At 71.1% G+C, this 12803-nt stretch carries 14 protein-coding genes; 6 read left to right on the forward strand and 8 right to left on the reverse strand.

The genetic code is table 11. From position 1 onward, the window contains the following. Nucleotides 1-2 precede the first annotated feature (2 nt). Nucleotides 3-773, forward strand: coding sequence for an SDR family oxidoreductase (locus ACM9LD_RS05430; protein WP_415675735.1), 771 nt, complete (start codon nucleotides 3-5; stop codon nucleotides 771-773). Nucleotides 774-784: 11 nt separating this feature from the next. Continuing rightward, nucleotides 785-1816 carry a zinc-binding dehydrogenase gene (locus ACM9LD_RS05435; RefSeq protein WP_415675736.1) on the forward strand — a complete coding sequence of 344 codons (1032 nt, stop codon included), beginning with the start codon at nucleotides 785-787 and terminating at the stop codon, nucleotides 1814-1816. A 22-nt stretch (nucleotides 1817-1838) separates the two neighbouring features. On the opposite strand, the gene ACM9LD_RS05440 is transcribed toward ACM9LD_RS05435, so the two are convergent. From ACM9LD_RS05440 to purS, 3 genes are read right to left on the reverse strand one after another with little or no spacing between them, the layout of a single operon-like run. Next, nucleotides 1839-3116: a M18 family aminopeptidase gene (locus ACM9LD_RS05440; RefSeq protein ID WP_415675958.1), complete on the reverse strand. Its 1278-nt coding sequence runs from the start codon at nucleotides 3114-3116 to the stop codon at nucleotides 1839-1841. Continuing rightward, nucleotides 3113-3787, reverse strand: coding sequence for a phosphoribosylformylglycinamidine synthase subunit PurQ (gene purQ / locus ACM9LD_RS05445; RefSeq protein ID WP_224649714.1), 675 nt, complete (start codon nucleotides 3785-3787; stop codon nucleotides 3113-3115). The genes ACM9LD_RS05440 and purQ overlap by 4 nt, the downstream gene beginning before the upstream one ends. Further along, nucleotides 3784-4023 (reverse strand): phosphoribosylformylglycinamidine synthase subunit PurS, encoded by a 240-nt coding sequence (purS, locus tag ACM9LD_RS05450; protein WP_224649716.1) that lies wholly within the window; start codon nucleotides 4021-4023, stop codon nucleotides 3784-3786. Before purS ends, purQ begins: the two co-directional genes overlap by 4 nt. A gap of 82 nt (nucleotides 4024-4105) precedes the next feature. Here purS and ACM9LD_RS05455 point away from each other — a divergent pair, with 82 nt between their 5' ends. After that, nucleotides 4106-4750, forward strand: coding sequence for an MBL fold metallo-hydrolase (locus ACM9LD_RS05455; protein WP_415675737.1), 645 nt, complete (start codon nucleotides 4106-4108; stop codon nucleotides 4748-4750). Nucleotides 4751-4760: 10 nt separating this feature from the next. Here the strand turns inward: ACM9LD_RS05455 and ACM9LD_RS05460 are convergent, their stop codons facing one another. Both ACM9LD_RS05460 and ACM9LD_RS05465 read right to left on the reverse strand, forming a co-directional pair. Then, complete coding sequence (locus ACM9LD_RS05460) at nucleotides 4761-5459, reverse strand: DUF2334 domain-containing protein (protein WP_415675738.1); 699 nt, start codon at nucleotides 5457-5459, stop codon at nucleotides 4761-4763. Nucleotides 5460-5527: 68 nt separating this feature from the next. Continuing rightward, nucleotides 5528-6019 carry a glutathione peroxidase gene (locus ACM9LD_RS05465; RefSeq protein ID WP_224649725.1) on the reverse strand — a complete coding sequence of 164 codons (492 nt, stop codon included), beginning with the start codon at nucleotides 6017-6019 and terminating at the stop codon, nucleotides 5528-5530. An 82-nt stretch (nucleotides 6020-6101) separates the two neighbouring features. Between ACM9LD_RS05465 and ACM9LD_RS05470 the strand changes: the two genes are divergently transcribed. Both ACM9LD_RS05470 and ACM9LD_RS05475 read left to right on the forward strand, forming a co-directional pair. Continuing rightward, nucleotides 6102-6596 carry a MarR family winged helix-turn-helix transcriptional regulator gene (locus tag ACM9LD_RS05470; RefSeq protein WP_415675739.1) on the forward strand — a complete coding sequence of 165 codons (495 nt, stop codon included), beginning with the start codon at nucleotides 6102-6104 and terminating at the stop codon, nucleotides 6594-6596. Further along, complete coding sequence (locus ACM9LD_RS05475; protein ID WP_415675740.1) at nucleotides 6593-8200, forward strand: DHA2 family efflux MFS transporter permease subunit; 1608 nt, start codon at nucleotides 6593-6595, stop codon at nucleotides 8198-8200. Before ACM9LD_RS05470 ends, ACM9LD_RS05475 begins: the two co-directional genes overlap by 4 nt. Nucleotides 8201-8260: 60 nt before the next feature. Here the strand turns inward: ACM9LD_RS05475 and ACM9LD_RS05480 are convergent, their stop codons facing one another. Genes ACM9LD_RS05480 through ACM9LD_RS05490 form a run of 3 tightly spaced genes read right to left on the reverse strand, consistent with a single transcriptional unit; the run spans nucleotide 8261 to nucleotide 11742 of the window. Next, complete coding sequence (locus tag ACM9LD_RS05480; protein WP_415675741.1) at nucleotides 8261-8755, reverse strand: hypothetical protein; 495 nt, start codon at nucleotides 8753-8755, stop codon at nucleotides 8261-8263. 9 nt (nucleotides 8756-8764) lie between these two features. Next, nucleotides 8765-10855 (reverse strand): S9 family peptidase, encoded by a 2091-nt coding sequence (locus ACM9LD_RS05485; protein WP_415675742.1) that lies wholly within the window; start codon nucleotides 10853-10855, stop codon nucleotides 8765-8767. Further along, nucleotides 10852-11742 carry a phosphoribosylaminoimidazolesuccinocarboxamide synthase gene (locus ACM9LD_RS05490; RefSeq protein ID WP_415675743.1) on the reverse strand — a complete coding sequence of 297 codons (891 nt, stop codon included), beginning with the start codon at nucleotides 11740-11742 and terminating at the stop codon, nucleotides 10852-10854. The genes ACM9LD_RS05485 and ACM9LD_RS05490 overlap by 4 nt, the downstream gene beginning before the upstream one ends. Before the next feature lie 100 nt (nucleotides 11743-11842). On the opposite strand from ACM9LD_RS05490, the gene ACM9LD_RS05495 reads away from it, so the two are divergent. Further along, nucleotides 11843-12793, forward strand: coding sequence for a DUF559 domain-containing protein (locus tag ACM9LD_RS05495; RefSeq protein ID WP_415675744.1), 951 nt, complete (start codon nucleotides 11843-11845; stop codon nucleotides 12791-12793). Nucleotides 12794-12803 lie beyond the last annotated feature (10 nt).

The following is a 12803-nucleotide window of genomic DNA, read 5'->3' on the forward strand; positions in this document are numbered from 1 at the left end:
CCATGCCCAGCGACACCTCCGCCTTCGCCCTGACCGGCCGCACGGCGCTCGTCACCGGCAGCACCCGCGGCATCGGCCGCCGCCTCGCCGAGGGCCTCTCCGCGGCCGGCGCCACCGTGATCGTGCACGGCCGCGACCTGGAGGCGGCCCGTCGGGCGGCCGGGGAGATCGGGACAGGGAATCCCGTGCACGCCACCGCCTTCGACGTGACCGACGAGGCCGCGGTCGACGCGGCGATCGGCGCGATCGAGGCCGAGCACGGCACCCCGGACGTCCTGGTGAACAACGCGGGTATGCAGATCCGGCACCCGCTGACAGAGTTCCCCGTCGCCGACTGGAACGCCCTGGTATCGACCAACCTCACCAGCGCCTTCCTCCTCGCCAAGCGGGTCGCGCCGGGCATGATCGCGCGCGGCAGCGGCCGGATCGTCAACGTCGGCTCGGTGCAGTCCCAGCTCGCCCGCCCGAACATCACGCCCTACGCGGCGACCAAGGGCGGCATCGTCATGCTGACCAAGGGGCTGTGCGCCGAGCTCGCGCCGCACGGTGTCACCGCCAACGCGATCGCCCCCGGCTACTTCGCGACGGAACTGACGCAGGCGCTGGTCGACGACGCCGAGTTCTCCGCGTGGGTGGCCGGCCGCACCCCCGCCGCGCGCTGGGGCGATGTCGCGGACCTGGTGGGGCCGTTGGTCTTCCTCGCCTCCGAGGCGTCCGCGTTCGTCAACGGGCAGGTCCTGTACGTCGACGGCGGCATGACGGCCGTCGTATGAAGGAGAGCAGTGTGAATCTGGGTGTCGTCGCGCGTGCGGCCGAGGACCTCCGCGTGGAGGCGCTCCCCGAACCCGTGCCCGCCGCCGACGAGGCCGTGATCGCGATCTCGTACGGCGGGGTCTGCGGCTCCGACCTGCACTACTGGCTGCACGGCGCCGCCGGGACCTCGATCCTGCGCGCCCCGATGGTGCTCGGGCACGAGGTGGTCGGCACCGTCGAGAGGGCGGCGGCGGACGGGTCCGGGCCCGTGGCGGGGACGCCCGTCGCCGTGCATCCGGGCACGCCGCACGGGGTCGACGGGGTGCCCTACCCCGCCGACCGCCCGAACCTCGCGCCCGCATCCACGTATCTCGGCTCGGCGGCGCACGTCCCGCACTGCGACGGGGCCTTCGCCCGCCGGGTGGCGCTCCCGACGCGGATGCTGCGCGTCCTGCCCGCGGGGATCGACCCGCGGGACGCCGCGCTCATCGAGCCGGCCGCGGTCGCCTGGCACGGCGTGGAGCGGGCCGGGGACGTCGCGGGCAAGCGGGTCGCGGTGATCGGAGCGGGACCGATCGGGCTGCTCGCCGTCGCCGTGGCGCTGCACCACGGCGCCGCCGAGGTGGTGGCCACCGACATCGCGGCCGAGCCGCGGGAGCGCGCGCTGGCGCTGGGCGCCGCGACGGTTCTCGACGCCCGCGAGTCCGCCGCGATCGCGGCGCTGCACGCCGACGTCGTGATCGAATCCTCCGGCACGGTGCCGGGCCTGCACGCCGCCGTCGACGCGGCGGCGCGCGGCGGCGTCGTCGTGCTGCTCGGGCTGCAGCGCGCGGGCGACATCGACTTCCCCGCGGCGCAGGCCATCACCCGCGAGCTGGACCTGCGCGGTGCGCTGCGGTTCAACGACGAGATCGACGACGTGATCGCGGCGCTCGCCGACGGCTCGCTGAACGTGCGCGGCGTGGTGACCCACGTCCTGCCCGCCACCGACGCCCTCGAGGCCTTCGCGATCGCCCGCGACTCCGCGGCGTCCGGCAAGGTGCTGCTGGACTTCCGGGGCTGAGCCCGGCGCAGGTCGGCCCGACTCAGGCGGGCGCGAGGAAGGCGGCGAGCGCCGCCGAGTAGTAGCCGATGTCGGCGGAGCCCATCAGCTCGCGCGCGCTGTGCATCGCGAGCTGCGGGGCGCCCACGTCGACCGTGGTCAGGCCCGTGCGGGCCGCGGTGATCGGGCCGATGGTCGAACCGCAGGGCAGGTCGGCGCGGTGCACGTAGCGCTGCAGCGGCACGCCGGCCTGCTCGGCGGCGAGGGCGAACAGTGCCTCGCCGTCGGAGTCCGACGCGTAGCGCAGGTTCTGGTTCACCTTGAGCACCGGGCCGCCGTTCACCGCGATGTGGTGCGCGGGCTCGTGCCGGTCCGGGTAGTTCGGGTGCGTCGCGTGCGCCATGTCGCCGGACGCCACCGCGGACAGGCTGAGTGTGCGCAGGAAGTCTTCGCGGCTGAGGCTGTGCGACAGGCCGATCCGCTCCAGTACCGTGATGAGGAAGTCGGACGCGGCGCCGCGATCGGAGCCCGAGCCCACCTCCTCGTGGTCGAACAGCGCCAGCACGGGCACGATCCCGTCGACCGGGGCGACCGCCAGCAGCGCCTCGGTGCCCGCGTAGCAGGTTCCCTGGTTGTCGAGCCGGGGCGCGGAGACGAGGGCACCGTCGGCCCCGACGGTGCGCGACGGTGCCAGGTCGTGCGTCATCAGCTCGAAGCCGAGCACATCCTCGGCGGCGTAGCCCTCCGAAGCGGCGACGCGCGCCAGGAAGCCTCCGGCGCCGGCGGCGCCCCAGATCGCGTGCAGGTGCCGCTGGGGATCGAGCTCGACGCCCTTGCGGTTCTCCGAGAGGTGGATCGCCAGCTGGGGCACGCGCAGCAGCGGCTCGTCGATGCGCACCAGCGTGTGCACGACCCTGCCGCCCTCACGCACCGCGATCCGCCCGGACACCCCGAGGTCGCGGTCGAGCCAGGAGTTGAGCCACGCCCCGCCGTAGGGCTCCAGGAGCACCTGCGCCAGCCCCGCCGATTCCGCGTCGTGATGCTGCTTGACCCGCAGGTTGGGGCTGTCGGTGTGGCCGCCGACGATGCGGAACGCCGGGAGCTCGCCGTGCTCGCAGTGCGAGGAGTCGAAGGCGATGATCGAGCCGCCGCGCACCACGAAGTACTTGCCGGGGCCGGGCCACACGTCGTGCTCGACGAGCTCGGTGTACCCCGCGTCACCGAGCCGGCGGGCCACCGTCTGGCAGACGTGGAAGGGCGACGGGGAGGCGTCGACGAAGGCGCACAACCCGTCCGCGGTGGCTCGGCCGGTAGCCATCAGGCCGACAGCACCGCGTCCAGCGCGGAGTAGAAGATGCCCAGGCCGTCGTCCGACGGTCCGGTGAGCGCCTCGGTGGCGTGCTCCGGGTGCGGCATGAGGCCGACGATGCGCCCGTCGGCCGAGCTGATCCCGGCGATGTCGCGCTGCGAGCCGTTCGGATTGCCGCCCACGTAGCGGAAGGCGACGCGGCCCTCGCCCTCCAACTCGTCGAGCACCGCCTCGGACGCCTGGAAGCGTCCCTCGGCGTTCTTGACGGGGATCAGGATCTCGGCGCCGGACTCGTAGCGCGAGGTCCACGCGGTGTTCGTGGCCTCGACCCGCAGCCACTGGTCGCGGCAGACGAAGTGCAGGCCCTCGTTCCGGGTGAGCGCGCCGGGGAGCAGGCCCGCCTCGCACAGGATCTGGAAGCCGTTGCAGATGCCCAGCACCGGCATGCCCTTGCCCGCGGCCTCGACGACCTCGGTCATGACGGGGGCGAGGGACGCGATGGCGCCGGCGCGCAGGTAGTCGCCGTAGGAGAAGCCGCCGGGCACGACGACCGCGTCGACGCCCTGGAGGTCGTGGTCCTTGTGCCAGAGGGCGACGGCCTCGCCGCCGGCCCGCTCCACCGCGCGCGCCGCATCGACGTCGTCGAGCGTGCCGGGGAAGGTGATGACGCCGACGCGGGTCATGCGTCGACCCGGGTGACGGTGAAGTCCTCGATGACGGTGTTGGTGAGCACCTCGGCCGCGATCTTCTCGAGCTGGTCGTCGCTCAGGTCGCCGTCGACCTCGAGCTCGAACCGCTTGCCCTGCCGCACATCCGCGACACCGGCGAAGCCGAGGCGGTCGAGTGCGCCGACGATCGCCTTCCCCTGCGGGTCCAGGATCTCGGCCTTCGGCATCACGTCCACCACAATCCGTGCCACGTTGCGGCTCCCTCTCGATTCGACCGCGCGCTCGGGTGTCGATCGCGCTGTACGGGTCAGCTTACCGGCGCATACTGGCGACATGCGACTCACCCACTTCCACCATTCGTGCGTCCTCGTGGAGATGTCCGAGACGCGCGTCCTCTTCGACCCGGGCACGTTCTCATACGGCTTCGAGGGGCTCACCGGGCTGGACGCGATCGTGGTCACCCACCAGCACCCCGATCACATCGACCCCGCCCGGATCGACGCCCTCGTCGACGCCAATCCCGACGCGCAACTGTTCGCCGATCCCACCACCGCGGCCGCGCGCGGCGGGCGCTGGATCGCGGCGCTCCCCGGCCACGACTACGGCATCGGCAACCTCATCGCGCGGGCCGTGGGCGGCACGCACGCCGTCATCCACCCCGACCTACCGACGATCGACAACACGTCGATCCTGCTGGGCGACGAGGAGCGCATCGGCCGCTTCTACCACCCCGGGGACGCGCTCTTCGTGCCCGACGTCCCCGTCGACGTGCTCGGCCTCCCCGTGAACGCGCCGTGGTGCCGGATCAGCGAGACCGTCGACTTCTTCCGGGCCGTGAATCCCGCCGTCGCGGTCCCCATCCACGACGCCCTGCTCTCCGCGGAGGGCTCGGGGATCTACCTCGGCCGGCTCGCGGACATGCGCCCCGACGGTGCCGACTTCGTCCCGTGGGGCACGGAGGAGACGCGCGAGTTCTGATCGGCGCAGATCAGGCGGCGAGGAGGACCCGGGTGCGGTGCTCGTAGACGGTGGCCGCCGCGCCGTGGTGCAGGGCGAGGTCGACGGCGTCGAGCATCGTGCGCGAGACGGTCGACGAGGCCAGCCGGCGGGCGTCGACCGCGAGGCGGAGCGTGCCGCCCCGTCGGGCGATGCGGTTGGCCTGGGCGAGCAGGGCCCGGCACCACCAGGGCTCGCTGAGGAAACCGTCGCCGATGCCGAGGACGCGGGCCTTCTCCTCCTCGCCGGTGACGAGGTCGGTGATCGCGGAGTAGCCGAGGTTGAGGCGGAAGCCGGCGTCGGGCAGCGCGAGGACCGCGCCGGTGGAGGCGTTCCAGCGGGGCGCGGCGAAGACGCGGGTGCGCAGGCCGACGGTCTCCAGGACGCGGTCGGCGGCGGCGAGGCGCAGCGCGGCCTCGTGGGCGCCGAGGGTCGAGAACTCGGCGCGGCGGCGCTTCGTCGCGGCCTGGTCGTAGCCGTTGAGCACGATCGCGTCGCCCGCGGCGCGGCGCTCCCGCAGGAAGGACTGGGTCGACGGGTCGTCGACCAGCTTGTACTTGCCCTTCAGGCGGGGCGCCACGAGCAGCGAGACGGGCACGCCACGCTCGTCCATCTGTGCCGCGAACCGTTCCGCGTCCGCGCGGGTGGCGTCGGAGAGGGCGGAGACCGAGACGTACAGCGGCGAACTCATATCCGCAGTGTGCGCGCCCCAGGTGTCCCGTTCGGGGACGACAGGTTACGTGTCGCCCAACTGGCCGGTCAGGCGGGGAGAACGGCCTCGATCGCGCCGACGACCTCGTCGGACTCGGGCTCCGTGCGCGGGCGGAAGCGCTGCACGCTCGCGTGATCCGGCGCGATCAGGAACTTCTCGAAGTTCCACTGGATGTCGCCTGCCTCGCCCTCGGCGTCGGCGGTCTTCGTCAGCTCCGCGTAGAGCGGGTTCCGGTTCTCGCCGTTGACCTCGGTCTTCTCCAGCAGCGGGAAGGTGACGCCGTAGCTCGTGGAGCAGAACGTCGCGATCTCCTCGGCGGTGCCGGGCTCCTGGCCGGCGAACTGGTTGCAGGGCACGCCGAGCACCGTCAGGCCGCGGTCGGCGTAGCGGGTCGCGAGGGCCTCCAGGCCGGCGTACTGCGGGGTCAGGCCGCACTTGCTGGCGACGTTGACGACGAGCACGGCCCGGCCGGCGTAGTCGGCGAGGGAGGTGGCGGCACCGTCGAGCGTGGTGAGGGCGATGGAGTCGAGAGCGGTCATGCGCCCGAGCCTACGCGGAGGTGTAACGCAGGACACATCTATCTCGATTGCGCAATGGTTGCGCCAGAGTTATCGTTTTTGGGTGCAAGCAACCTCCACGGACGTGACTCCCGAGGACCTCACCGCGGTCTTCGGCGAGTTCATGGGCCGACTCATGTGCAATGTCACGCAGGAGAGCCTGGGCACGATGCTGTCGTCGGACATCACCGCGCACCAGTTCCACATCCTGCTGCAGCTCACGGCCGCCGAGGCCCCGCTCCCGATCAACCGGCTCGCCGATGATCTGGGGCTGTCCGTCGCCGCAACGGGGCGGAACGTGGAGAAGCTTGTCCAGCTCGAGATGGTGGATCGGCGTGAGGACGCCTCGGACCGCCGGATCAAGAACCTGACCATCACCGACCTCGGGCGAAAAACAGTTGCGTCCGCGGTCAGCGACAAGCACCGTGAGGTGCTGAGTTTCGCGGAGCGGCTGCCGCTCGCGCTGCGCGTCCGGCTGCACGACGTGATGGTCGAGATCCTCGACGAGGGCCTGATCCCTCCGAACCCCTTCTTCACCGCAATGAAAGAGAACGCATGAGTACCGAGAACACGCTCGACAAGAGCGGGATCCCGCACGCGGGTGAGGGCCTCGACCGTCGCGTCCTGATGGTGGCCGGCGTGGTCGTCCTCGGGTCGATCATGGCCATCCTGGACATGACCATCGTGGCCGTCGCGCAGAACACCTTCCAGGCGCAGTGGGGCGCATCGCCCGCCACTGTGGCCTGGACGATGACCGGCTACACCCTGGCGCTCGCCGCCGTCATCCCCGTGACCGGTTGGGCCGCGGACCGATTCGGCACCAAGCGGCTCTACATGGCCGCGACCGCGATGTTCGTGGCGGGTTCGGCGCTCTGCGCCACCGCGACGTCGATCGACCTGCTGATCCTGTACCGGGTCCTCCAGGGCCTCGGCGGCGGCATGCTCATGCCGCTCGGCATGATGATCCTGACCCGGGCCGCCGGCCCGGAGCGCATCGGCCGCGTCATGGCCGTGCTCGGCATCCCGATGCTGCTCGGCCCCATCGGCGGCCCGATCCTCGGCGGCTGGCTGATCGAGTCCTTCTCGTGGCACTGGATCTTCCTGATCAACGTCCCGATCGGCGCGCTCGCCATCGTCTACGCCTGGTTCGTGCTCGACAAGGACGAGCCCGTCAAGGGCCAGAAGTTCGACCTCGTCGGCTTCGTGCTGCTCTCGCCCGGCCTCGCGCTGTTCCTGTTCGGCGTCTCCTCGATCCCCGAGGCGCAGTCGGATTCGTCGATGTACACCGGCCGGGTCATCCCCGCCACCGTCGTCGGCCTCGTTCTGATCGTCGGGTTCGTGTTCTGGGCGCTGCGCGCCAAGCTGCCGCTGCTCGACCTGCGGCTGTTCAAGAACCGGAACATGACCGTCGCCATGATCACCTTCGCGATGTTCGCGATGGCGTTCTTCGGCAGCTCGATCCTGTACGCGCAGTACTTCATCGGCATCCGCGGCGAGTCGACCCTCATGGCCGGCCTGCTGCTCGCCCCGCAGGGCCTCGGCGCCATGCTGACGATGCCGGTCGCCGGCGTGCTCACCGACAAGATGGGCCCGGGCAAGTTCGTCATGACCGGCCTCGCGCTGATCACCGGCGGCATGATCGCCTTCACGCAGCTCACCGCGGAGACCCCGTACTGGATCCTGCTGGGCTCGCTGCTCATCCAGGGCCTCGGCATGGGTATGACGATGATGCCGACCATGTCGGCCGCGATCCGCACCCTGGCACCCGAGTCCATCTCCCGCGGTTCCACGCTGACGAACATCGTCCAGCAGATCGCCGCGTCGATGGGTACCGCGATCTTCTCGGTGCTGTTCACCAACTGGCTCACCAACGCGGGCCCGGCGATGCAGACGCCGCAGGGCGAGAAGCACACCGGCGCGCTGGCCTTCGGCCTGAACTCGAGCCCCGAGGCCCGCGAGGGCGGCATCGCGATGTTCCAGGGCGAGACCGGCTTCTCGAAATTCCTGCACGACAACCTGCCGTTCGCGGCGGAGGCCTTCGGGAACACCTACTTCGTGGCCGCGATCCTGGTCGCGCTGTGCATCATCCCGGCGTTCTTCCTGCCCCGCACCCACGAGGCTGACACCGAGGCCGCCGAGCGGCAGATGGTCATGCCGCACTGATCATCGCCTGATACGACGAGTGCCCGGTCCCCCTTGGGGCCGGGCACTTCTCGTATCGTGCTATCGGGTGACGGTGAAGGTCACGCCCGGCAGCACGGTGAAGAGCTTCTCGACGGGCGCCATGTAGCGGCTGATCGCCGCGGCGTCGCCCCGGTCTCCCGCGGCGCAGTTGTAGGCGACGGTCTTCCGCGGTGCGGCCCAGCCCATCTCGTAGGTCAGCCGACTCGTGGACGCTCCTGGGCAGGGCGTGCCCGTGGCCGGGGCGGGGATCGACGGGGCGGTCTGCACGAGCGCCCGCTGCGTCGCGTAGTCGAGCCGCTTCGTCTCCGTCTTCGCGGGTTCGGCCGTCCCGTCGACGGTGCCGTACCCGCCGACCTTCGCCGTGGCGACGCCGCCGCGCACGGTCACGACGTACTCGACGTGGTACTCGGGCGCGGTGGACGGGCCGACGTGCGAGTAGGTCACCGTCGGGCCCGCCGCGCCGGGCTCCCCGGACGCGGGTGCGGCGAGCGGGAGCAGCGCGATGCAGGCCGCGGCCGCCAGGAGCTTCTTCATGACTGCAAGCTACTGCGCGGCGCCCAGCCTGTCGAGGACCCAGGCGTACTCGAAGGCGGTCTCGCGCCACTTCGCGTACCGCCCGCTGACGCCCGCGTGACCGGCGACCATCTCCGTCTTGAGCAGGATCTGCTCACCGGACGTGCTGTGGTCGAGGAGCTTCGCCACCCACTTCGCGGGCTCCGTGGGGAGCACGCGGGTGTCGTTGAGCGAGGTGGTGGCCAGGATCGCGGGATAGGGCTTCGCAGCGACGTTCTCGTACGGCGAGTAGTCGCGCATGTACCGGTACACCTCGGCGCTCTCGAGCGGGTTGCCCCACTCGTCCCACTCCCCCACGGTGAGCGGCAGGCTCGGGTCGAGGATCGAGGTGAGCGGGTCCACGAAGGGCACGTCGGCGACGATGCCGGAGAACAGCTCCGGCGCCAGGTTCGCCACCGCGCCGACGAGGAGGCCGCCGGCGCTGCCGCCCATCGCCACCAGCCGCCGCGGCTCCGCGCGGCCGGTGTCCACGAGATGTCGTGCGACGTCGACGAAGTCGGTGAAGGTGTTCCGCTTCTCCAACTGCTTGCCGTGGTCGTACCAGGCGCGCCCCATCTCGCCGCCGCCCCGCACGTGCGCCACGACGAAGGCCACGCCGCGGTCCATGAGCGAGAGCCGGGCGACGGAGAACCAGGGATCGAGGGTGGCCTCGTAGGAGCCGTAGCCGTACAGCAGGGTGGGCGCCGGCCCGTCGCCGACGTCCTTGCGGCGCACCACTGAGACCGGGATCTGCGCGCCGTCGCCGGCGGTCACCCAGACCCGCTCCGCGGTGTACAGCGCGGCGTCGTAGCCCGGGACGTTGGCCCGCTTGAGCACCGTCTGCTCCCCCGTCGCCGGGTCGAGCTCGAGGACGGTTCCCGGGGTCACGAAGGACTCGTAGGCCAGCCGGAGCCGCGGCGCGTCCCACTCCGGGTTCGCGGCGGGACCGAGGTTCACCAGCTCCTCACCCGGGTCCCACTCGGTGAACTCCGGTGCGGCCGTGGCCGCGGCGAGCGCGAGGCGGGGCAGGCCGCCCCGTCGGTACCCGAGCGCGAGCCGTCGGGCGAAGGCGTCCACGTACTCGAGCCGCACGTCGTCGCGGTGCGGGACGAGGACCGTCCACTCCTCGGGGGCGTCGACGGGGGCCGACGCCAGCTCGAAGTTGATGCCGGTGCGGTTGTGCAGGAACAGGAACCGGTCCTCGCCGCCGAGCACCGCGTGCTCCACCGAGTACTCGACGTCCTCCTCTCGCGGACGGAGGACTCGGAACTCGCCCGTCGGATCGGTGGCGTCGAGGACGTGCGTCTCCGAGCTCAGCGTCGACGAGGCAGCGATCATGAGGTACTTCTCGCTGCGGGTGAGCCCGATGCCCACGCCGAAGCGCTGGTCCTCCTCGTGGAAGACGCGCACGTCCTCGGCGGCGGAACCGATCTCGTGCCGCCAGATGCTGTCGGCGCGCCACGCATCGTCGACGGTGGTGTAGAACAGGTGCCGACCGTCGAGTGCCCAGGTGGCGCCGTAGAACACGCCCTCGACGGTGTCGGACAGCGCCTCGCCGGTGTCGATGTTCCTGACGCGCAGGGTGAACCGCTCGTCGCCCGAGGTGTCGAGCGAGTAGGCCAGGAGGGCACCGTCGGGCGAGACGGACGCAGCGCCGACGGCGATGTACTCGTGCCCCTCGGCCTCGACGTTGAGGTCGAGCAGGACCTGCTCGCCGGGCAGCGGCTCGTCGGAGAGGACCGGCGGGGTCCAGTCGTCGGGGCCGGCGATCGGCGCGCGGCAGTGGATCCCGTACTGCTTGCCCTCGACCGTGCGGGCGTAGTACCAGTGGCCCTTGCGGCGCTGCGGAACCGACATGTCGGTCTCCTGGGTGTGCGCCTTGATCTCACCGAAGATCGCCTCGCGCAGCGGCTCGTGAGCCGCGGTGGCCGCCTCGGTGAAGGCGTTGTGAGCGCGGAGGTAGTCGAGCACCTCCTCGTCGGAGGTGTCGGCGAGCCAGGCGTAGTCGTCGATCACGGTGTCGCCGTGGAAGGTCCGCGGCGCCGGGACCTTCTTCGCGACGGGCTGGGCCGGGGCGCTCATGCCGCTCCGCCCGGCCAGTCGGCGAAGCTCAGGCCCGAGATGCGCTCGTACGCCTCGATGTAGCGGGCGCGGGTGCGCTCCACCACGTCGGCGGGAAGGGGCGGCGGCGGGGTGCCGGCGTCGGTCGACCAGCCGGATTCCTTGGTGAGCCAGTCGCGCACGATCTGCTTGTCGAAGCTCGGAAGGGCGGATCCGGGAGAGTACAGCTCGCCGTCCCAGTAGCGGGAGGAGTCGGGCGTGAGCACCTCGTCGGCGAGGAGGAGGTCACCGTCGGAGCTGCGACCGAACTCGAACTTAGTGTCCGCGAGGATGATCCCGCGCTCGCGGGCGATGTCGGCGCCGCGCGCGTAGACGTCCAGGGTGAGCTCGCGCAGCCGCGTCGCCAGCTCGAGGCCGACATCCTCGGCGACGCGCTCGAAGGAGACGTTCTCGTCGTGGTCGCCCACGGCGGCCTTGGTGGCGGGGGTGAAGATCGGCGGGTCGATGCGGCTACCGTCGAGGAGGCCCGCCGGGAGGGGCACGCCGCACACCTCACCGTTCGCGCGGTACTCCTTGAGGCCGGAGCCCGTGAGGTAGCCGCGAGCGACGCACTCCACCGGCACCATGTCGAGCCGGCGCGTGACGAGCGCGCGGCCGAGCACCGACTCGGGGATGCGCGGATCATCGGCCGGCCCGGCGAGGTGGTTCGCCACCCCGAGGGCGTCGAAGAAGAAGACCGACATCGCCGTGAGCACGCGCCCCTTGTCGGGGATCGGGGTGTCCAGGATGTAGTCGTAAGCGCTGATCCGGTCGCTCGCGACGAGCAGCAGGTGCTCGTCGTCGATCTCGTACAGCTCGCGGACCTTGCCCGAGTAGATCGGCGTGTATTCGCTCAGTTCAGGACGCACTCCGCCACCCTATCGCCTGACGGTTCCCTGCGGTTTCGGCGGGCGAATCGCAGGTCGCAGGCGCCGAAACAGCAGGGAATGTGTCGAAGGGGAACCGTGCGTGCGGGTGGTGCGTCCAATTCATATGATCCGCCGAACGCGCGACCTGCTGCGGACGGGCAGCCAGCACGCGATGCGGCACGACTCGATATCCGTCATTCAGGGCGTCCGACGCGATGGCGCAGCCGCAGCTACCGCCCGCGACGTGCGCAACGCGCTTGCCATCGCGTACCCCGATGCCGTGTTCACCGGTTGGACCGCAGCGGCCCTCCACGGCGCCCTCTACACCGAGGGCCACGCACCGGAGATCCGCCTACCGCAACAGCGCACCCGGAAGGGAGTGATCATCCGCGTGGGCCGGCTGGACGACGAGGACGTCGAGATCGTCCTGCGCCGACGGGCTACGTGCGGGGCCCTCACGGCCGCGGACATCGCTCGGCACACCACCGACGACGAGGCGATCGCGGGCTTCGACCAGTGCCTTCGCGTCGATCGCTACGGCAGGTCGGTGACCACGAAGGGGGCCGTCCAGGCGTACCTCGACGCACATCCCCGGTTCTACGGCGCACGTCGGGTGCGGGCCGTACTCGCCGAATCGAGCACCGGCACCGACTCGCATTGGGAGACGTACACGCGTCTCGCCGTCCATCGCTCGGGGCTGACCTTCTTCACGCCCCAGTCACCGGTTCCCGGCACCCGGTACCACGTGGACCTCGGAGACCGGGAGCACCGGATCGCGATCGAGTACGACGGCGGATATCACCGCACAGTCGCCCAGCAGCGAAAGGACATTCGGCGCTGGAACGCGATCACCGACCAGAAGTGGGCGATCATCAGGGTCACATCCGCGACGTTGACCGACGATCGTGCGGCGTTCATCGCGAGGATCGAATCGGAGCTGCGACGGCGCGGTTGGAACGGCCCGGCACCGACGGAGTCCCGTCTCCGGCTCCCAGCCGGCGCCATGACCAAGCCAGTGGATCCGGAACCACCGGGATCACTCGGTTCCTAGCGGTTTCGGC

Origin of the sequence: Tsukamurella hominis (assembly GCF_965137015.1) — a bacterium.
Classification (GTDB): Bacteria; Actinomycetota; Actinomycetes; order Mycobacteriales; family Mycobacteriaceae; genus Tsukamurella; species Tsukamurella hominis.

Bases quoted from the DNA above. Each gene is read 5' to 3' on its own strand.
- ACM9LD_RS05430 (WP_415675735.1), top strand. From the start codon at position 3: ATGCCCAGCGACACCTCCGCCTTCGCCCTGACCGGCCGCACGGCGCTC.
- ACM9LD_RS05480 (WP_415675741.1), bottom strand. From the start codon at position 8,755: ATGAAGAAGCTCCTGGCGGCCGCGGCCTGCATCGCGCTGCTCCCGCTC.
- ACM9LD_RS05465 (WP_224649725.1), bottom strand. From the start codon at position 6,019: ATGACCGCTCTCGACTCCATCGCCCTCACCACGCTCGACGGTGCCGCC.
- ACM9LD_RS05455 (WP_415675737.1), top strand. From the start codon at position 4,106: ATGCGACTCACCCACTTCCACCATTCGTGCGTCCTCGTGGAGATGTCC.
- ACM9LD_RS05460 (WP_415675738.1), bottom strand. From the start codon at position 5,459: ATGAGTTCGCCGCTGTACGTCTCGGTCTCCGCCCTCTCCGACGCCACC.
- ACM9LD_RS05485 (WP_415675742.1), bottom strand. From the start codon at position 10,855: ATGAGCGCCCCGGCCCAGCCCGTCGCGAAGAAGGTCCCGGCGCCGCGG.
- purQ (WP_224649714.1), bottom strand. From the start codon at position 3,787: ATGACCCGCGTCGGCGTCATCACCTTCCCCGGCACGCTCGACGACGTC.
- ACM9LD_RS05475 (WP_415675740.1), top strand. From the start codon at position 6,593: ATGAGTACCGAGAACACGCTCGACAAGAGCGGGATCCCGCACGCGGGT.